This window comes from Streptomyces sp. SUK 48, assembly GCF_009650765.1.
Classification (GTDB): domain Bacteria; phylum Actinomycetota; class Actinomycetes; order Streptomycetales; family Streptomycetaceae; genus Streptomyces.
Genome location: NZ_CP045740.1, coordinates 5,934,118 through 5,952,389 on the forward strand (window position 1 = coordinate 5,934,118; position 18,272 = coordinate 5,952,389).

18 protein-coding genes are annotated in these 18,272 nt (G+C 72.5%); 12 read left to right on the plus strand and 6 right to left on the minus strand.

Going from position 1 to position 18,272, the window contains the following annotated elements; genetic code table 11:
- The first annotated feature begins 61 nt into the window (after positions 1 to 61).
- From GHR20_RS26185 to GHR20_RS26205, 5 genes are all read left to right on the plus strand, one after another.
- A complete protein-coding gene (locus GHR20_RS26185) occupies positions 62 to 499 on the plus strand; it encodes an SRPBCC family protein (protein ID WP_111582360.1) in 438 nt (145 codons plus the stop codon).
- A 124-nt stretch (positions 500 to 623) separates the two neighbouring features.
- On the plus strand, positions 624 to 1,802 hold the full coding sequence (locus GHR20_RS26190; protein ID WP_153814556.1) for an ArsA-related P-loop ATPase: 1,179 nt from the start codon (positions 624 to 626) through the stop codon (positions 1,800 to 1,802).
- Between the two features lie 63 nt (positions 1,803 to 1,865).
- Positions 1,866 to 2,375 (plus strand): DUF5304 domain-containing protein, encoded by a 510-nt coding sequence (locus tag GHR20_RS26195; protein ID WP_111582362.1) that lies wholly within the window; start codon positions 1,866 to 1,868, stop codon positions 2,373 to 2,375.
- Positions 2,376 to 2,441: 66 nt separating this feature from the next.
- Positions 2,442 to 3,395 (plus strand): ROK family glucokinase, encoded by a 954-nt coding sequence (locus GHR20_RS26200; protein WP_037653011.1) that lies wholly within the window; start codon positions 2,442 to 2,444, stop codon positions 3,393 to 3,395.
- Between the two features lie 115 nt (positions 3,396 to 3,510).
- Positions 3,511 to 4,305 (plus strand): endonuclease/exonuclease/phosphatase family protein, encoded by a 795-nt coding sequence (locus tag GHR20_RS26205; protein WP_148027395.1) that lies wholly within the window; start codon positions 3,511 to 3,513, stop codon positions 4,303 to 4,305.
- Positions 4,306 to 4,344: 39 nt separating this feature from the next.
- Here the strand turns inward: GHR20_RS26205 and GHR20_RS26210 are convergent, their stop codons facing one another.
- Positions 4,345 to 5,001, minus strand: a complete 657-nt coding sequence (locus GHR20_RS26210) for a hypothetical protein (RefSeq protein ID WP_153814557.1) — start codon at positions 4,999 to 5,001, stop codon at positions 4,345 to 4,347.
- Complete coding sequence (locus GHR20_RS26215; RefSeq protein ID WP_111582365.1) at positions 4,994 to 5,773, minus strand: alpha/beta fold hydrolase; 780 nt, start codon at positions 5,771 to 5,773, stop codon at positions 4,994 to 4,996. Before GHR20_RS26215 ends, GHR20_RS26210 begins: the two co-directional genes overlap by 8 nt.
- Positions 5,774 to 5,951: 178 nt before the next feature.
- Here GHR20_RS26215 and GHR20_RS26220 point away from each other — a divergent pair, with 178 nt between their 5' ends.
- From GHR20_RS26220 to GHR20_RS26235, 4 genes are all read left to right on the plus strand, one after another.
- The gene (locus GHR20_RS26220) at positions 5,952 to 6,722 is read left to right on the plus strand and encodes a lysophospholipid acyltransferase family protein (RefSeq protein ID WP_111582570.1); all 771 of its coding nucleotides are present in this window, start codon (positions 5,952 to 5,954) and stop codon (positions 6,720 to 6,722) included.
- A 52-nt stretch (positions 6,723 to 6,774) separates the two neighbouring features.
- Complete coding sequence (locus tag GHR20_RS26225) at positions 6,775 to 8,025, plus strand: DUF5931 domain-containing protein (protein ID WP_153814558.1); 1,251 nt, start codon at positions 6,775 to 6,777, stop codon at positions 8,023 to 8,025.
- Positions 8,022 to 8,699 carry a response regulator transcription factor gene (locus GHR20_RS26230; protein ID WP_111582367.1) on the plus strand — a complete coding sequence of 226 codons (678 nt, stop codon included), beginning with the start codon at positions 8,022 to 8,024 and terminating at the stop codon, positions 8,697 to 8,699. Before GHR20_RS26225 ends, GHR20_RS26230 begins: the two co-directional genes overlap by 4 nt.
- A 156-nt stretch (positions 8,700 to 8,855) precedes the next feature.
- Positions 8,856 to 9,884: a 6-phosphofructokinase gene (locus tag GHR20_RS26235; RefSeq protein WP_111582368.1), complete on the plus strand. Its 1,029-nt coding sequence runs from the start codon at positions 8,856 to 8,858 to the stop codon at positions 9,882 to 9,884.
- A 94-nt stretch (positions 9,885 to 9,978) separates the two neighbouring features.
- On the opposite strand, the gene GHR20_RS26240 is transcribed toward GHR20_RS26235, so the two are convergent.
- Positions 9,979 to 11,838 (minus strand): anthranilate synthase family protein, encoded by a 1,860-nt coding sequence (locus tag GHR20_RS26240; RefSeq protein WP_153814559.1) that lies wholly within the window; start codon positions 11,836 to 11,838, stop codon positions 9,979 to 9,981.
- Positions 11,839 to 12,100: 262 nt separating this feature from the next.
- On the opposite strand from GHR20_RS26240, the gene GHR20_RS26250 reads away from it, so the two are divergent.
- Positions 12,101 to 13,453, plus strand: a complete 1,353-nt coding sequence (locus GHR20_RS26250) for a 3-deoxy-7-phosphoheptulonate synthase class II (protein ID WP_111582572.1) — start codon at positions 12,101 to 12,103, stop codon at positions 13,451 to 13,453.
- Positions 13,454 to 13,607: 154 nt separating this feature from the next.
- On the plus strand, positions 13,608 to 13,835 hold the full coding sequence (locus GHR20_RS26255; protein ID WP_085564331.1) for a (2Fe-2S)-binding protein: 228 nt from the start codon (positions 13,608 to 13,610) through the stop codon (positions 13,833 to 13,835).
- A gap of 7 nt (positions 13,836 to 13,842) precedes the next feature.
- On the opposite strand, the gene bfr is transcribed toward GHR20_RS26255, so the two are convergent.
- The gene (bfr, locus tag GHR20_RS26260; RefSeq protein ID WP_111582370.1) at positions 13,843 to 14,352 is read right to left on the minus strand and encodes a bacterioferritin; all 510 of its coding nucleotides are present in this window, start codon (positions 14,350 to 14,352) and stop codon (positions 13,843 to 13,845) included.
- Between the two features lie 188 nt (positions 14,353 to 14,540).
- Between bfr and GHR20_RS26265 the strand changes: the two genes are divergently transcribed.
- Positions 14,541 to 15,173: a sulfite oxidase-like oxidoreductase gene (locus tag GHR20_RS26265; RefSeq protein ID WP_111582371.1), complete on the plus strand. Its 633-nt coding sequence runs from the start codon at positions 14,541 to 14,543 to the stop codon at positions 15,171 to 15,173.
- A 54-nt stretch (positions 15,174 to 15,227) separates the two neighbouring features.
- Here the strand turns inward: GHR20_RS26265 and GHR20_RS26270 are convergent, their stop codons facing one another.
- Entirely contained in the window at positions 15,228 to 16,112 is an 885-nt protein-coding gene (locus GHR20_RS26270) for a deoxyribonuclease IV (protein WP_111582372.1), read from the minus strand.
- 83 nt (positions 16,113 to 16,195) lie between these two features.
- The gene (pknB, locus tag GHR20_RS26275) at positions 16,196 to 18,139 is read right to left on the minus strand and encodes a Stk1 family PASTA domain-containing Ser/Thr kinase (protein WP_153814560.1); all 1,944 of its coding nucleotides are present in this window, start codon (positions 18,137 to 18,139) and stop codon (positions 16,196 to 16,198) included.
- Positions 18,140 to 18,272 lie beyond the last annotated feature (133 nt).

The window sequence follows — 18,272 nt, forward strand, 5'->3', positions numbered from 1 at the left end:
CACGTGCGCAGACCGCGCACGGCAAGAGTCTCTTCGGTCCGCATCTGGAGGAGCCACGGCGATGGCGGAACACACCAGTTCGAGCATCACGATCGAGGCGGCTCCGGCCGACGTCATGGCGGTGATCGCCGACTTCGCCCGCTACCCGGACTGGACCGGTGAGGTGAAGGAGGCGGAGGTCCTCAAGACCGACGAGCGGGGGCGTGCCCAGGAGGTACGGCTCGTCATGGACGCCGGTGCGATCAAGGACGACCAGACGCTGGCGTACACCTGGGCCGGCGACAACGAGGTCTCCTGGACGCTGGTCAAGTCCCAGATGCTGCGCTCGCTCGACGGGTCCTACCTGCTGGCGCCGGCCGGTCCGGGCGGCACGGAGGTCACGTACCGGCTCACCGTCGACGTCAAGATCCCCATGCTCGGCATGATCAAGCGCAAGGCGGAGAAGGTCATCATCGACCGCGCCCTGGCGGGCCTGAAGAAGCGCGTCGAGACCCCCTGACGCCGCCGGCGCCGCTTCGACCACCAGCCCGCCCGACTCGGTCGGCCGGGGTGGTGGGCCCGGAGGGGCCGCCGGTCCCCGTACCGCGCCACCCCCCGCGGAGCGTCCGTTACCGTTCGGACCTATGCGGACCATCCTGATCACGGGGCCCGGTGGCAGCGGGCGGACGACCGTCGCCGCCGCCACCGCGCTGCGCGCCGCCCGCGAGGGCGGCCGGACCTTGTTGCTGAGCGCGGAGCGTGCGGACACCCCCGGCGCGGTGCTGGGGACGCCGACCGGGGCCCGGCCCGTGGAGATCGCGCCCCGGCTCACCGCCTGGCGCCCCGACGCCGCCGCCGGCTTCCGCCAGGACCTCGCCGAGTTCCAGCAGCGCGCCGCCGGCGTCCTCGATCTGCTCGGCGCCTCCCGCCTGGACGCCGAAGAGGTCACCCCGCTGCCCGGCGCCGAGGAGCTGACGTTCCTGCGCGCGCTGCGCGACGCCGCGCTCTGCGAGCGGTACGACCTCCTCGTCGTGGACCTGCCGCCGCTCCCGGGAGCCCTCGCGCTGCTCGCCCTCCCCGAGGAACTGCGCCGCTACCTGCGCCGCCTGCTGCCCCCCGAGCGCCAGGCCGCCCGCGCCCTGCGCCCCGTGCTCGGCCGGCTCGCCGGTGTCCCCATGCCCGCCGACTGGCTGTACGAGACGGCGGGGCGCTGGGACGTGGAGCTGGCCGCCGTGGAGGCCGTGCTCACCGACCGCGACACCGCCGTACGCCTGGTCGCCGAGCCCGCCCCCGCCGCCGTGGACGCCCTGCGCACCGCCCGCCTCGGCCTCGCCCTGCGCGGCCTGCGCACCGAGGCGCTCGTCGCCAACCGGGTCCTGCCCGACACCACCCCCGACACCTGGCTCGCCGGTCTGGCCGCCCAGCAGCGCAAGGTGCTCCGGGAATGGGAGGGCGAGGGGGAGCTCGCCGTGCACCCCGTGCCGCACCTCGGCCGCGACCCGCACGGTCCGGACGACCTCGCGGCCCTCGCCGTTCCCGCCGTCGACGACACCGACCGGCCCGTCGAGTGGACCGTCGCCGACCGGATCGCCGAGGACGGGGTGCTGGTCTGGCACATCCCGCTGCCCGGCGCCATACGGGAGGAGCTCGACCTGATCCGGCGCGGCGACGAACTCGTGATCACCGCGAGCGCCTTCCGGCGGATCGTGCCCCTGCCCTCCGCCCTGCGCCGCTGCACCGTCTCGGGCGCCGGGCTGCGCGAGGGCGAGCTGCGGGTGCGCTTCGCCCCCGACCCCGGCCTGTGGCCCGCCGCCGCACGGTGAACGGGGCACAGCGGTTCGGGTAACGTCGTACAGGTAAGGGCGTACCGCAGTCAGGAGTCCGCCATGAGCGAAGAGCGCCCCGCCGAACCGCACGAGGAGCCGCGGGTGAGCGACGCCGACGCCTGGGCCACGGCCTGCGGCGAGGACCTGGAGGCCGAGAAGGCCCGCCGCCGCACCGACCACGGCGCGCCCCCCGGTTCCGCCGCCGAGGAACTGAGGAAGCTCGTGGACTCGGTGGCCGACCGGCTGACCGGCCCCCAGTCACCCCTCGGCGCCCTCGCCGGACCCGCCGCCCAGCAGATGGTCAAGCAGGTCGTCCAGCAGGCGAAGGCCGCCGTCGAGCCCGTCATGGAGCGCAACCCCGGCGTCTTCGACCACCTCGCCGCCGCCGGCAGCGAACTGCTCGCCGCCTACCGCTCCGCCGTCCAGTCCCAGGAGCGGCGCTGGACCGGCCGCCCGGACGACGTCGCGGACGAGTGGCGCACGGAGCGCGAGGGCGACGGCGGCAAGGGGGACAAGGGCCGCGACCGGGGCGAGGGGACCGGCTCCGGGGAGCGCATCGACCTGGACTGAAGCCCTCGCCCGCAAGGGCCTCGGGTACGGTTGGCCGTAGCGGGGCTCGACCGAACTGAGGGATTCATGGGACTCACCATCGGCGTCGACATCGGCGGCACAAAGATCGCGGCCGGCGTGGTCGACGAGGAAGGCAACATCCTCTCGACCTTCAAGGTGCCGACCCCCACCACGCCCGAGGCCATCGTGGACGCCATCGCCTCCGCGGTGGAGGGCGCGCGTGCCGGGCACGAGATCGTCGGCGTGGGCATCGGTGCGGCCGGTTACGTCAACCGGCAGCGCTCCACCGTCTACTTCGCGCCCAACATCGACTGGCGCAACGAGCCGCTCAAGGAAAAGGTCGAGGCCCGCACCGGCCTGCCCGTCGTGGTCGAGAACGACGCCAACGCCGCCGCCTGGGGCGAGTACAAGTTCGGCGCAGGCAAGGGCCACCGCAACGTCATCTGCATCACCCTCGGCACCGGCCTCGGCGGCGGCATCATCATCGGCAACAAGCTGCGCCGCGGCCACTTTGGCGTGGCCGCCGAGTTCGGCCACATCCGGATGGTCCCGGACGGCCTGCTGTGCGGCTGCGGCTCGCAGGGCTGCTGGGAGCAGTACGCCTCCGGGCGCGCCCTGGTCCGGTACGCCAAGCAGCGCGCCAACGCCACCCCCGAGAACGCGGAGGTGCTGCTCTCGCTCGGCGACGGCACCCCGGACGGCATCGAGGGCAAGCACATCTCCATGGCCGCCCGGCAGGGCGACCCGGTGGCCGTCGACTCCTACCGCGAGCTGGCCCGCTGGGCCGGCGCCGGCCTCGCCGACCTGGCCTCGCTCTTCGACCCGTCCGCCTTCATCGTCGGCGGCGGTCTCTCCGACGAGGGCGAGCTGGTCCTCGACCCGATCCGTAAGTCGTACAAGCGGTGGCTGGTGGGCGGGAACTGGCGGCCCGTCGCCGATGTGATCGCGGCGCAGCTCGGCAACAAGGCGGGCATGGTCGGCGCGGCTGACCTGGCCCGCGAGCCCGACCCGATCATGTAGCGACCACGGGTGAGCGGGGGTGGCCGTGCCCGCCTCGGGGCGCGGCCGGTCACCACGGACCGGCCGCCGGGCACCCGCCCCCGCGTCCTGTCCTCCTGGGCGTACATTGATCCACATGGCGCCGCTCCCCAACTCCCACACAGAGCCCGATGGTTCAGCCGTCGTCCGCGTGCTGAGCTACAACATCCGCTCCCTGCGCGACGACACCGACGCCCTCGCCCGGGTGATCACCGCCTGCGCCCCCGACCTGGTCCTCCTCCAGGAGGCGCCCCGGTTCTTCCGCTGGCGCAAGAAGCTCGCGCGGCTCGCCGGGGCCTGCGGTCTCGTCGTCCTCAGCGGCGGCGGCACCAGCGCGGGGCCCGCGATCCTGTGCTCGCTGCGCGCCACCGTGGAGCGCACCGAGGACGTCCTGCTGCCCCTCACCCCCGGCCGGCACCGGCGCGGTCTCGCCACCGCGGTGGTCCGCTTCGGCGGTGCCCGGCTCGGGGTGATCAGCTGCCATCTCAGCCTCGACGGCGCCGAGCGGTACGCCCAGGGCGGGCTGCTCCTCGACCGGCTCGACGGCCTCGGCGTGGAACACGCCCTCGTGGGCGGCGATCTGAACGAGGGGCCCGGGGGCCGCACCTTCCGGCTGCTGGCCGGCGCTCTCCAGGACGGCCGTGCGGTGGCCCCCTGGGGCGGCGAGGAGACCTGGACGCGCACCGCTCCGGCGCGCCGTATCGACGCGGTGTTCGCCACCAAGGGCATCGAGGTGCTCGGCTGCGGGGTCCCGGCGGACCTGCCGGGCGTCACCGGCGCCGACCTGGCCGCCGCCACGGACCACCTCCCGGTCCTGGCCGCCCTGCGCGTCCCCGCCGCATCACAGCGGAGCGAACCGGGCCAGGCCGGCCAGCCGTCCGGCCCGGCGTGATCCCGGCGACCTGATCCGGCCTGATCCGAACGAAGGACCCTAGACCACGGCCCCCCGGCCCGGATCGTCGTCGTCGTCCTCGTCCGTGCGCATCCGCGCCACCAGTGTCGCGAAGCCGCCGAGGAAACCGCCGATGCCGAGGGTCGTCAGCCACCAGGTCATGTCCCAGCCGAGCAGCACGGCCACCAGCAGCAGGATTGGACCGCCGACCACGCCGAGCCAGGCGAACCTCGACGTGGCGTCACCGGTGTCCAGCGGCGGCGGCTCGGGCGGCACGAAGTGGCCCTCGTCGTCCTCGTCGAAGTCGTCCTCGGACGCCTGCGGCGCACGGTGGTCGCGGGGGCCGACGCCGGGCGCGAAGGAGATGGAGCTGCCCAGCGGCCGGGCGGGCCGCGGCTCTTCCTTCTTCTTGCCGTCGCCCTTCTCGCCGTCGCCCTTCTCGCCGTCGTCGCTCTCGTGCGCCGCGGCGTCCTTCTCCAGCTTCTCCAGCAGCGCGTCCTTCTCCAGCAGCGCCAGGTCCTCGACCGGCTTGAAGGGCTTGCTGCCCGGCGGGTCCGGCGGCTCCTCGCCGTACCCGGCCACGATGGCCCGCCAGGCGGCGTCCTCGTCGAAACGCAGCCCGCTCTCCTCCGGCTCCCGGTCCTGCCGGTCCTCCCGGTCCTCGCGGCCCTCGGGACCCGGGTCGTGCTCAGCCAACTGCGGCCGTCCCTTCCTTGCCCGGAATCGGTGCGAGCCGGCCGATGAAACCGAGGCTCTCCTCGAAGATCCGGTCCGCGTCCACATCCAACGTCGCGACGTGGTAGCTGTGTTCCAGCACGATCTCCCGGACATCGGCGGACGAGATCCGCTCCAGCACCCGGGCCGAGTCGGCCGCCGGTACGACATGGTCCTGGGCGCTGCGCAGCAGGAGCAGCGGCTGGTCGATCCGGGGCAGCTCGCCGTCCAGCCGGCGCAGGAACCGGCGCAGCGAGTGCGCCGCGTGCAGCGGCACCCGGTCGTAACCCGTCTCGGCCACGCCGTCCTTGGCGATGTCGCTGGCGATGCCCTGGGTGGACCGCACCAGGTGCCGGGCCACGGGCAGGGCGTACGCGGACAGGCCGTGGACCTTGTTCGCCGGGTTGACGACGACCACACCGCTGATCCGCTCGCCGTGCAGGGCCGCCAGCCGCAGCGCGAGGGCGCCGCCCATCGACAGGCCCGCGACGAACACCTGGGAACAGCGCTCGGAGAGCAGCCGCAGCTCGCGGTCCACCTCCGCGTACCAGTCCTGCCAGCCCGTGAGCTGCATGTCCTCCCAGCGCGTGCCGTGTCCCGGCAGCAGGGGCAGCGACACCGTCAGGCCGTGCGCGGCGTGGTGCTCCGCCCAGGGACGCAGCGACTGCGGCGAGCCGGTGAAGCCGTGACAGAAGAGGACGCCCACCTCGCCGCCGGAGTGGCGGTACGGCTCGGCTCCAGGGAGAACCGGCACCTTCGACGCTCCTGTTCCTGGGGAAGGGCCCCGCCGTCCGTCCGGCCGGGGCGTTAAGAGAGAACACGCGGATGTGCTTCACCGTACGCGACCGCACGGACACCGACCAGGGCCGTCGGGTGCTTTGACGGTCCAGGGGGTTAAGGTCTGTTCGACGGAAACGGGAGGCACACGGGTGTTGTACGGCACGATGAAGGTCGCCATCGGAGGGCCGCTGAAGCTCGCCTTCAGGCCCTGGGTGGAGGGCCTGGAGAACATTCCGGCCGAGGGGGCGGCCATCCTGGCCAGCAACCACCTGTCCTTCTCCGACTCGTTCTTCCTGCCGACGATGCTGGACCGCAAGGTCACCTTCATCGCGAAGGCCGAGTACTTCACCACACCCGGGGTGAAGGGCCGGCTCACCGCCGCCTTCTTCAAGGGCGTCGGCCAGCTCCCGGTGGACCGCTCCGGCGCTCGCGGCGCCGGCGAGGCCGCGATCAAGAGCGGCATCGAGGTGCTGGAGCGCGGCGAACTGTTCGGCATCTACCCGGAGGGCACCCGCTCGCCCGACGGCCGGCTCTACCGGGGCAAGCCCGGGGGCCTCGCCCGGGTGGCGCTCGCGACCGGTGCCCCGGTGATCCCGGTGGCGATGATCGACACCGAGAAGATCCAGCCGCCCGGCCAGGTGATGCCGAAGCTGATGCGGCCCGGCATCCGCATCGGCAAGCCCCTCGACTTCAGCCGCTACCAGGGCATGGAGCACGACCGCTTCGTCCTGCGCGCGCTGACCGACGAGGTCATGTACGAGATCATGAAGCTCTCCGGCCAGGAGTACGTCGACATGTACGCGACCGCCGCAAAGCGGCAGATCGCGGAGGCGGCGAAGGCGGCCAAGGAGGCCGACAAGGCGGAGAAGGAAGCCGAGAAGGCCAAGGCAGCCGAGAAGGCCGAGGAAGCGGAGAGCAAGTAGCCGCACGGGTTCACGGGTTCACGGGGTTCGCGGGGTTCACGGGAGGCGGGGGATGGCCGGGCGCGAGCGCGTGCTGAGGATGTCGGTGGAGCTGCCGCTGTGGCGCGCGCTCGCCGGGTACCGCGTGCTGACCATGCTGTACGCGCTCGGTCTGTGCGTCACCTCGTACGACCAGTTCACCCGTCCGTGGATCGCGATCGGCTACGACGCCGTGCTCACCGTCTGGACCCTCGCCACCCTGCCGAGGGTGCGCGGCGCGGCCACCTGCACCAGGGGCTTCCTCGCCGCCGACCTGACCATCGCCCTCGCCGGCGTGCTGCTCACCGCCTTCGCCGACAGCCATCAGCGGATCGCGGGCGGCCCCACCCTGCCGACGATATGGACCGGCGGCGCCGTCCTCGCCTTCGCGGTCAAGGGCGGCTGGCGCTGGGCCGCCGTCGCCTCCACGGCGGTGGCCGTCGCCAACCTGGTCGAGCGCGGCCAGCTCGCGCGGGACACCCTGCACAGCCTGATCCTCGTCTGGGTGGCCTCCATCGGCATCGGCTACGTCGTGGAGGTGGCCCGCGCCTCCGAACGCACCCTCGCCCGCGCCCTGGAGATCCAGGCCGCGACCCGGGAGCGGGAGCGGCTGGCCCGGGACATCCACGACAGCGTGCTCCAGATCCTGGCGATGGTGAAGCGGCGCGGCACCGCCCTCGGCGGCGAGGCGGCCGAACTGGGCCGGCTGGCCGGGGAGCAGGAGGTGGCCCTGCGCACCCTGGTCGCCGGCGGCCTGCTGCCGGTCGCCCGGACCGCCGAGGACACCGCCGTACCCGTCGGGGCGACGCCGGGCCCGGCGTACGGCGAAGACCCGTACGGCGCAGGGCCGGACGGTGCCGGGCCGGTCGATCTGCGCACCCTCCTCGCGCCGTTCGCCCGCGACGGGGTGAGCCTGGCCGAGCCCGGCGCCCCGGTGCCGCTGCCGCCGGCCGCCGCCCGGGAGCTGGCCGCGGCCGTCGGCGCCGCCCTGGACAATGTGCGCAGGCACGCCGGTGACGCCGCGCGGGCCTGGATCCTGGTCGAGGACGAACCGGCGGACATCCTCGTCACCGTCCGGGACGACGGCCCCGGCATCCCCGAGGGCCGGCTCGCCGAGGCCGAGGGCGAGGGCCGGCTCGGCGTCGCCCAGTCCATCCGGGGCCGACTGCGCGACCTCGGCGGCAGCGCCGAGCTGATCTCGGTGCCCGGCCAGGGCACCGAGGTCGAACTGAAGATACCGAAGGGCGCCGTGACGGCGCGGGGGAAGAAGGCGGAGCGGCGATGACACAGCGGCAGGACCCGGTCAGGGTCATGGTGGTGGACGATCACCCCATGTGGCGTGACGCGGTCGCCCGGGACCTGGGCGAGTCCGGCTTCGAGGTGGTCGCCACCGCGGGCGACGGCGAACAGGCCGTGCGCCGCGCCAAGGCCGCCGCCCCCGACGTGCTGGTCCTGGACCTCAACCTGCCCGCCAAGCCCGGCGTCCAGGTGTGCAAGGAACTGGTCGCGCACAACCCGGCGTTGCGCGTCCTGGTGCTGTCCGCGAGCGGTGAGCACGCCGACGTCCTGGAGGCGGTGAAGTCCGGCGCGACCGGCTATCTGCTGAAGTCCGCCTCCACCGGCGAACTGCTGGACGCGGTGCGCCGTACGGCCGTCGGCGACGCGGTGTTCACCCCGGGCCTGGCCGGACTGGTCCTCGGTGAGTACCGGCGCCTGGCCGCCGAACCGGTGCCCGCGCCCGACACCGACGCCCCGGGCGCGCCCCGGCTGACCGAGCGGGAGACGGAGGTGCTGCGGCTGGTCGCCAAGGGCCTGAGCTACAAGCAGATCGCCGAACGCCTCGTCATCTCCCACCGCACCGTGCAGAACCACGTCCAGAACACCCTCGGCAAGCTCCAACTCCACAACCGTGTCGAGCTGGTGAGGTACGCGATCGAGCGCGGCCTCGACGAGGAGTAGCACCCGGCACACCCGCCGCACCGGCCCCGGCTCCCGCGGGCGTGCCCCGACTTCCGTGGAAATACCCCCGATTCACCCGTACCGCCTCTCCCGATGTGACGCGCATCACCATTAGCGTGACAAAGCGTCAGGCACTGCGGGTGAAGGGACATTTCCATGCGGGTCGGAGTACTGACCGGAGGCGGCGACTGCCCCGGGCTCAACGCCGTCATCCGGGGCATCGTGCGCAAGGGCGTGCAGAGTTACGACTACGAGTTCGTCGGTTTCCGGGACGGCTGGCGGGGCCCCCTCGAAGGGCGCTCCGTCCGCCTCGACATCCCCGCCGTGCGCGGCATCCTGCCCCGCGGCGGCACCATCCTCGGCTCCTCCAGGACCAACCCCCTCAAGATCGAGGGCGGCATCCGCCGGATCAAGGACAACCTCGCCAAGCAGGAGGTCGAGGCGCTGATCGCGATCGGCGGCGAGGACACCCTCGGGGTGGCCGCCCGGCTGTCCGGTGAGTACGGCGTGCCGTGCGTCGGCGTGCCCAAGACCATCGACAACGACCTGTCCGCCACCGACTACACCTTCGGCTTCGACACCGCCGTCAATATCGCGACCGAGGCCATCGACCGGCTGCACACCACCGCCGAGTCCCATATGCGGGTGCTGGTCTGCGAGGTGATGGGACGGCACGCCGGCTGGATCGCCCTGCACTCGGGCCTCGCCGGCGGCGCCAACGTCATCCTCATCCCCGAGCAGCGCTTCGACCTCGACCAGGTGTGCGCCTGGATCACCTCGCGCTTCAAGGCGTCGTACGCCCCGATCGTGGTGGTCGCCGAGGGCGCGATGCCCAAGGACGGCGAGATGGTGCTCAAGGACCAGACGCTGGACTCCTTCGGGCATGTGCGGCTGTCCGGGGTCGGCGAGTGGCTGGCCAAGGAGATCGAGAAGCGCACCGGCAACGAGGCCCGCACCACCGTCCTCGGGCACATCCAGCGCGGCGGCACCCCCAGCGCCTTCGACCGCTGGCTCGCCACCCGCTTCGGGCTGCACGCCGTGGACTGCGTGCGCGACGGCGACTTCGGCAAGATGGTCGCCCTGCGCGGCACGGACGTCGTGCGCGTGCCCCTCGCCGAGGCGACCGCCAAGCTGAAGACGGTCGACCCGAAGCTGTACGACGAGGTCGGGGTGTTCTTCGGCTGAGGCCGGACGGACGCACCGGGCTGTGGGCCGGACACCCGGCCCACAGCCCTCCCACAGCCCTCCGGCCGGCAGCGCAGCCCTGCGGCCGGCCGCTTCAGAACGCGCTCGCGCCGCGCAGCCGGTCCGTCAACTCCCCGACGATCGCCACCCCGTCGAGCGTCAGCACCGACTCCGGGTGGAACTGCACCCCGGCGAACCCGGGCCCCCGTACGGCGTGCACCTCGCCGTTCGCCGCCCGGCTCACCTCGATCCCGTGCGCCGCCAGTTCCCGTGCCGCGTCCTCGTCGCAGCGGGCGGTGAAGCTGTTGTAGAAGCCGACGGTCTCGGGGCGCCCGAACAGTTCGATCTCCGTCTGCGCCCCCTGGTACGGCATGTCCTTGCGGACGATCTCCAGCCCCAGCTCCGCCGCGAGCAGTTCATGGCCCAGGCACACGCCCAGCACTCCGTGCCGGTGCTCCCGCAGGACGGTCCGGGCCAGCTCCCGCAGGAACCGCATCTTCGGATCGGCCAGGTCCGAGGGGTCCCCGGGGCCGGGGCCGAGCACCACCGGGCCCTCGTGCGCGCGCACCGCGGCCCGCAGCCCCGCCTCGTCGTAGCGCCGCACCGTCACCTCCAGGCCCGTCGCGCGCAGCAGATGGGCGAGCATCGCGGTGAAGGTGTCCTCGCCGTCGACCACCAAGGCGTGCCCGCGCGGCTCGGCGGTCGGCCGCTGCATCCGCAGCCAGAACGGGGCGAGGAAGGCCCGCCGCCCGTCCAGCGCGGCCCGCACCCGGGGATCGTCGGCCAGCCGGGGCAGCTCCCGCTCGGCGCGCGGCCGCCCGGGGCGCACCCCGAGGGCCGCGAGCACGCCCGCCGCCTTGGCGTGGGTCTCGGCGACCTCGCCCGCCGGCCGCGAGCCGCGCACCAGCGTGGCCCCGACCGGCACCCGCAGCCGCCCGTCCGCGCCGATGTCGGCGGTGCGGATCAGGATGGGCGAGTCCAGGGTCTGCGCGCCGCCCGCGTCCCGCCCGAGCAGGGCCAGCGCACCGGCGTAGTACCCGCGCCCCCCGACCTCGTGCCGCTCGATCACCCGGCACGCGTTCTGCACCGGCGAGCCGGTGACCGTCGCCGCGAACATGGTCTCCCGCAGCACGTCCCGGGCGTCCAGCGAGGACTTGCCGCGCAGCTCGTACTCGGTGTGCGCGAGATGCGCCATCTCCTTCAGCCGCGGCCCGACGACGACCCCGCCCATGTCGCCGACGGTGCACATCATCTTCAGCTCCTCGTCGACCACCATCGACAGCTCCTCGATCTCCTTGCCGTCGGCGAGGAAGTCCAGGAGGTGCTCCGGGGTCGGCCCCTCGGCGGGATAGCGGTAGGTCCCGCTGATCGGGTTCATCACGACCGTGCCGCCCGACATCCGCACATGCACCTCGGGACTCGCCCCGACCAGCGTCCGGTCCCCGGTGTGCACCACGAACGTCCAGTACGCCCCGCGCTCGCCCTCCAGCAGCCGCCGGAACAGCGCCAGCGCGTCCGCCCGGCCGAACCCGGGGATCTCGCCCTCGTACGTCCGCCGGATCACGAAGTTCGCGCCCTCGCCCCCGCCGATCTCCTCCTCGAGGACCCGGCCGACGATCCGGGCGTACTCCTCGTCGCCGACGTCGAAGCCGCCGCCCTCGACCCGCACCTCGTGCGCCGGGAGCCGGCGCAGCGCCTCGTCCAGCGGGATCTCGTACGACTCCTCGGGCGTCAGCACCAGGAGCGGGGTGCCGTCGTCGCGGACGTCGAAGCCGCGCTCGCGGATCTGCCGGAACGGCACCAGGGCGAGCCCCTCGTCCGGCAGCTCGGCGAGCCGGTCCCGGTCGGCGACGGGACCGATCAGCACCTCCACCGGGTGCTCGGCGCGACCGGGCACCCGGCGGCGCAGCAGGGCGAAGGGGCGGGGGTCGGACAACAGGTCCTCGAGGTCCACGGGTCGGTCTCCTACTCGATCAGGGAAAGGAGAGGAACGACCCCGGAAAACACCGAAGGCCGCCCCTCGGGCGGCCTTCGCGAAGTCTGGGTGCGCGCGATTCAGTGGGCCGCCGGAGAAGCGGTCCACCACCAGTTCTGGTCGGAAAGCGCGAACATGCGAGAGACCCTACCTCACCCCGGCCCGTCCACCCATCAGGCATCGCGTCTCATTTTCCGGGCGACTCGTGGAACACCGGACAGGACCCCGTAATGTGTACGAGGTGACCGTGAACGCTAAGACCAGCGCGAGCGCTGGCAACACCTGGCGAGACCTGCCCGCGGCGCAGCAGCCCGAGTACCCCGACACCGAGGCTCTGCGCGCAGTGATCGCGGACCTCGAGTCGTATCCGCCGCTTGTTTTCGCGGGCGAGTGCGACCAGCTGCGCGCCCGGATGGCGGCCGTCGCCAAGGGAGAGGCGTTCCTCCTCCAGGGCGGCGACTGCGCCGAGGCGTTCGACGCCGTGTCCGCCGACCAGATCCGGCAGAAGCTCAAGACGCTGCTCCAGATGGGCGCCGTCCTCACCTACGCGGCCTCCGTGCCCGTGGTGAAGGTCGGCCGCATCGCCGGCCAGTACTCCAAGCCCCGCTCCAAGCCGACCGAGACCCGTGACGGGGTGACGCTGCCGACCTACCGGGGCGACTCCGTCAACGGCTTCGACTTCACCGAGGCCGCCCGCATCCCGGACCCCGAGCGGCTCAAGCGGATGTACCACGCCTCCGCGTCCACGCTGAACCTGGTGCGCGCCTTCACCACCGGCGGGTACGCCGACCTGCGCCAGGTGCACGCCTGGAACCAGGACTTCGTGAAGACCTCCCCCTCCGGCCAGCGCTACGAGCAGCTGGCCCGGGAGATCGACAACGCGCTGAACTTCATGCGGGCCTGCGGCACCGACCCGGAGGAGTTCAAGACCGTCGAGTTCTTCTCCTCGCACGAGGCGCTGCTGCTGGACTACGAGTCCGCCCTGACCCGGGTCGACTCCCGCACCGGCAAGCTGTACGACGTCTCCGGGCACATGGTGTGGATCGGTGAGCGCACCCGCCAGCTGGACCACGCGCACATCGAGTTCGCCTCGAAGATCAACAACCCGATCGGCATCAAGCTCGGCCCGAGCACCACGGCCGAGGAGGCGCTGAGGTACATCGACCGCCTCGACCCCGAGCGGGAGCCGGGCCGGCTGACCTTCATCGTCCGCATGGGCGCCGACAAGATCCGCGACCATCTGCCCGAGCTGGTGGAGAAGGTCACGGCGTCCGGCGCCACGGTGGCGTGGGTGACCGACCCGATGCACGGCAACACCTTCGAGGCGGCCTCCGGGCACAAGACCCGCCGCTTCGACGACGTGCTCGACGAGGTCAAGGGCTTCTTCGAGGTGCACAAGGGCCTCGGCACCCACCCGGGCGGCATCCATGTGGAGCTGACCGGCGACGACGTCACCGAGTGCGTGGGCGGCGGCGACGAGATCTTCGTGGACGACCTGCACCAGCGCTACGAGACGGCCTGCGACCCGCGGCTCAACCGCAGCCAGTCCCTCGACCTGGCCTTCCTGGTCGCGGAGATGTACCGGGACCAGTAGGCGATGCCTTCGCAGCAGGCGGGCTGGGGCGCGGATCACAGGGGATCCGCGCCCCTCGCCCTTTTGCGGTCGCGAAGCGGCGGGTAAGGTTAGGTTTGCCTCACCGGGAACGGGATGGCAGAGTTACGGCGATCCCGTCGGGAGGTGAGTCCGCGTGTACGTGTGCAGTTGCTTCGGCATCACCGAGGCCCAGGTCCAGCAGCACGCGGAGGACGGCGCCGCCACCCCGCGCCAGATCGCCTCCGCGTGCAAGGCCGGCACGGACTGCGGCCGCTGTGTACGCCGCATCCAGGCCCTGCTCGGCCGGGGTGCCTGCCCCCGCCGCGAGCTGATCGAACAGCGCGCCCCGGCGACGCTCGACCGGCTGGACGACGCCGCCTGAGGCCCCGCTAGAAGCTGCCGGTGCCCGGTCCCGAGGGGTCCGGCTGGTTCTGCTCGATCACGGTCGAGATGTACAGCGCCTCGCCCAGCTTGTCGACCAGCTCCAGCTGGGTGTCCAGGTAGTCGATGTGGTGCTCCTCGTCGGCCAGGATCGCCTCGAAGATGTTCGCGGACGTGATGTCGTCCTTGTCGCGCATGACCTGCACGCCCCGGCGCAGCCGGTCGATCGCCTCGACCTCGATCTGCCGGTCGGCCCGGAACATCTCGGTCACCGTCTGCCCCACCTCGATGTGGGAGAGCCGCTGGTAGTTCGGCAGCCCGTCGAGCAGCAGGATGCGGTCGGTCAGGATCTCCGCGTGCCGCATCTCGTCGAAGGACTCGCGCCGGGTGTACTCCGCGAGCTTGGCCCACCCCCGGTGGTCCTGGATCTTGGAGTGCAGGAAGTACTGGTTGATCGCCGTCAGCTCGGCGGTCAGCTGCTCGTTGAGCAGTTCGATGACGTCGGGGTCGCCCTGCATCGCAGCGGCTCCTTCCACACGGATGTCTCCCGCACGGAATCGGGGGAGGTGTGGGCCGCATGATTGCACCGGACGCGAAGATCGTCCAGTAAGTGCGTACTTAGTAAGTCTGCTGAGGTTTGGTGGCCTTTGCCCGTTTCGAGGAGGGGCGGTCAAGGGCACTGCCCGAGGTCTGTCAGGATGGTTACATGGGTCATCCGGTGGAGCGAGAGTCTGGAGCAGCGGCAGGGTCCGAGCTTCCGCCGGGGCAGCGACTCCAGCGCGGCTGGCCGGTCACGCACTACGGACCCGTCCCCAAGTTCCGGCCCGAGCGCTGGGACTTCCGGGTCTTCGGCGCCACCGCCGACGGCGACAAGCACGGCTGGAACCACGAGGAGTTCACGGCCCTGCCGTACGCCACCGTGGTGGCCGATCTGCACTGTGTGACCAAGTTCAGCATGCTCGGCGCGGAGTGGGGCGGAGTCCCGGCCGCCGCGATCGTGGACCTGGCCCCGCCGGCCCCGGACGTCACCCATGTGATGGTCTGGGCGGAGTACGGCTTCAGCTCCAACCTGCGCCTCGCCGACTTCCTCTCCGACCGCGCCCTCTTCGCCACCCACAAGGACGGCGAGCTGCTGACCGCCGAGCACGGCTTCCCGGTCCGGCTGATCGTGCCCCATCTGTACGCCTGGAAGGGGCCCAAGTGGGTGCGGGGCGTGGAGTACATGACGGCCGACCGGCGCGGGTTCTGGGAGGAGCGCGGGTACCACAACGTGGGCGATCCCTGGAAGGAACAGCGCTACTCCTACCAGGAGGAGCCGGGGGAGGGGCCCGAGCTGTGAGGACCCGGGCGGCGGCCCCCGAGGCTCGCCGCCCGACGGCCCCGGGGGCTCGCGTCAGCCGTCCCTGAGGCGCTTGAGCCGGGCCACGTCCGCCGCGTGACCCTCCTTGCCGCCGGGGGTCTCGATGACCAGCGGGACGCCCGCGGTCGCCGGGTGGTTCATCAGGGCGCGGAAGGGCTCCTCGCCGATGTGGCCGGAGCCGATGTTCTCGTGCCGGTCCTTGTGCGCGCCGACCACGTCCTTGGAGTCGTTGGCGTGGATCAGCTTCAGCCGCCCCTCGCCGACGGTCTCCACCAGCAGGTCGAGCGTCTGGTTCATGCCGGCCGGGCCGGTCAGATCGTGCCCGGCGGCGAAGATGTGGCAGGTGTCCAGGCACACGCCCAGCCTGGGGTGGGCGTCCAGCGCGTCGAAGTACGGCCCGAAGTCCCAGGTCCGCGAGCACAGCGAGGCGCCCTGGCCCGCGGTGGACTCCAGCAGCAGGAACGGGTCGTCGTCATGGGTCAGCTCGTCCAGCAGCGGCAGCAGGTGCTCCCGTACCTGCTTCAGGGCCACCTCGCGGGCCCGTCCGCCGGTCGCGCTGCCGGTGTGCACCACCACGCCGAGCGCGCCGATCTCCCGGCCGCGGCGCAGCGAGTGCCGCAGCGACTCCACCGACTTCTCGACGGTCGCCTCGGTGTGCGAGCCGAAGTTGATCAGGTAGGGGGCGTGCACGTACGCCGGGACCGACTCCTCGGCGCAGGCCGCGCGGAACGCCTCGTCCTGCTTCGGGTTCCCGGCGGGGGTGGCCCAGCCGCGCGGGTTGGCCACGAAGACCTGGACGGTCTCCGCCTTCAGCTCACGGGCGTACGACAGCCCCACGGAGTGCAGACCGCCGGCCACCGGCACATGGCCGCCGACGGGATTGCGGGGGAGGGAGCGGGACGCGGAAACGGAACTCACCTGTTCAGGGTGTCATGTCCGCGGGGGCGCCCGGACCGGCGCCGGGGGTGAACCCGGTCACCGGCCCCGGCGTCCGCACGGCCTCACCTGATGGTGATCGTGATCGTGGACCCCTTGGGCGCGGTCTTCCCGCCCTCGACGGACTGCTTCCGCACGGTGTCGCCGAACAGCCCGAGGATGCCGCGGTCCTCGCTGACCTGGAATCCGGCGTCCTCCAGTGCCTGGTGGGCGTCGTCCACGCTGTCGCCGGTCACGTCCGGGACCTCGATCATCTGCGGGCCCTTGGACAGGGTGAGCGTCACCGTGTCGCCCGAGGCGGCCTGCTTGCCGTCGCCGGGGCTCTGCCGGGCCACCTTGCCCTTGTCGTACTCGGAGTTGACCTGCTCGCTCGCGATCTTCACCTTGAGTCCGGCGCCCGTCAGCTCCTGCCGCGCGTCGGCCGGGTCGTCGCCGGTGACGTCCGGGACGTCGATCGGGCTGCCCTTGCTGACGGTCAGCGCGATCGCCGAGCCCGCGTGCCGCTCGGTGCCCGTCCTGGGGGCCGTGGAGATCACTTCGCCCGCGTCGATGTCGTCGCTGAACTCCCGGGTGACCATGCCCGGCTCCAGACCGGCGCCCTTGAGCTTCTTCCGGGCCTCGGCGAGCGGCAGGCCGGCCAGGTCCGGCACCTTGACCGTCTCGGGGCCGAGCGAGACGGTCAGCGTCACCGCGTCATGGTCCCGGATCCGCGCCCCGGGCGCCGGGTCGGTGCTGATCACGGTGCCGCGCTCGACGGTGTCGTCGTAGGCCCGCCTCACCTTGCCGACGTCCAGTCCGGCGTCCTGGAGCCGGTGCCGGGCCTGCGCCTCGGTCTTCGTCAGCAGCGGCGGGACCTTGGTGAACTGGCCGGAGTTGATGTACCAGAACCCGGTGCCGGCGCCGAGCACCAGGAGCACGGCGACGGCGATGGAGAGCACGAGCCGCCGGGACCGGCGCGGGGGCACCGCGGGCGGGGCCTGGAAGCGGGTGGTGCGGCTGACACCGTCGTCGCCGTCCTCGCCGACGGGGAGCGGCCGGGGCACGGTGAGCGCGCGCGGGATCACGCTCGTACGGTTCTCCGCGTTCTCGTGCTCCACCGTCCTGGCCTGGGGCGGTACGGCGTCCAGCTGCTCCTCGGCCAGCGCGGCGCGGGCCTCGCGGGCCTCGGCGAGCAGCGCCACCGCGTCGTACGGGCGCACCTCGGGGTCGCGGGCGGTGGCCGAGGCGACCAGCTCGTCCAGCTGCGGGGCCAGGTCCGGCGCCAGCGCGGAGGGCGGCGGCACGTCCTCGTTGATGTGCCGGTAGAGCACCTGCGCGGGGGAGTCCCCGGAGTGCGGCTTGGCGCCGGTCAGCATCTCGTAGAGCACGACACCGCAGGCGTACACGTCGACCCGGGGGTCGGCGCTGCCCTGGTCGATCTGCTCGGGGGCGAGGTAGGCGACGGTGCCGAGCACGGAGCCGGTCGTACTGGTCACCGTGTCCACGGAGCGGACCAGGCCGAAATCGGCGACCTTGACCCGTCCGTCGTCGCCTATCAGCACGTTCTCGGGCTTCATGTCGCGGTGCACGAAACCGGCCCGGTGGGCGGCGCCGAGGGCGGCGAGCACCGGTTCCAGGATGTCCAGCGCGGCCCGCGGCCGCAGCGCGCCGCGCTCGCGCAGCACGTCACGCAGGGTGCACCCGGCGACGTACTCCATCGCCATGTACACATACGAGCCGTCGGTGCCCTGGTCGAAGACCTGCACCACGTTCGGATGGTCGAGCCGGGCCGCGGACTTCGCCTCGCGGATGAACCGCTCCACGAAGACGCCGTCGGCCGCCAGCGCGGGATGCATCACCTTCAGCGCGAGCACCCGGTCCAGGCGCATGTCCAGCGCCCGGTACACCGTCGCCATCCCGCCGGCCGCGATCCGCGCGTCCACGCGATACCGACCGTCGAGCACGTGCCCGACGAGGGCGTCCTGAAGGGTCATATCCACACGGCCGAGTCTACGAGCCCCCACGGACATCCCCCGCCCCTCCGCCGTCCCCACCTGGGCACTGAAGCCGACCTGTGACGCTTCTTACGCGGGGACGCCGTATTCCGCCGCGCGGAGGGCCACCGACGGCGATGGCGCACCACGGGGAGGTCCGGCCTCCCCG

Excerpts from the sequence above, each read along its gene's own strand:
- GHR20_RS26185 (WP_111582360.1), top strand. The coding sequence starts at position 62 with ATGGCGGAACACACCAGTTCGAGCATCACGATCGAGGCGGCTCCGGCC.
- GHR20_RS26190 (WP_153814556.1), top strand. The coding sequence starts at position 624 with ATGCGGACCATCCTGATCACGGGGCCCGGTGGCAGCGGGCGGACGACC.
- GHR20_RS26195 (WP_111582362.1), top strand. The coding sequence starts at position 1,866 with ATGAGCGAAGAGCGCCCCGCCGAACCGCACGAGGAGCCGCGGGTGAGC.
- GHR20_RS26200 (WP_037653011.1), top strand. The coding sequence starts at position 2,442 with ATGGGACTCACCATCGGCGTCGACATCGGCGGCACAAAGATCGCGGCC.
- GHR20_RS26205 (WP_148027395.1), top strand. The coding sequence starts at position 3,511 with ATGGCGCCGCTCCCCAACTCCCACACAGAGCCCGATGGTTCAGCCGTC.
- GHR20_RS26225 (WP_153814558.1), top strand. The coding sequence starts at position 6,775 with ATGGCCGGGCGCGAGCGCGTGCTGAGGATGTCGGTGGAGCTGCCGCTG.
- GHR20_RS26230 (WP_111582367.1), top strand. The coding sequence starts at position 8,022 with ATGACACAGCGGCAGGACCCGGTCAGGGTCATGGTGGTGGACGATCAC.
- GHR20_RS26235 (WP_111582368.1), top strand. The coding sequence starts at position 8,856 with ATGCGGGTCGGAGTACTGACCGGAGGCGGCGACTGCCCCGGGCTCAAC.
- bfr (WP_111582370.1), bottom strand. The coding sequence starts at position 14,352 with ATGCAGGGCGACCCCGACGTCATCGAACTGCTCAACGAGCAGCTGACC.
- GHR20_RS26265 (WP_111582371.1), top strand. The coding sequence starts at position 14,541 with ATGGGTCATCCGGTGGAGCGAGAGTCTGGAGCAGCGGCAGGGTCCGAG.
- pknB (WP_153814560.1), bottom strand. The coding sequence starts at position 18,139 with ATGTCCGTGGGGGCTCGTAGACTCGGCCGTGTGGATATGACCCTTCAG.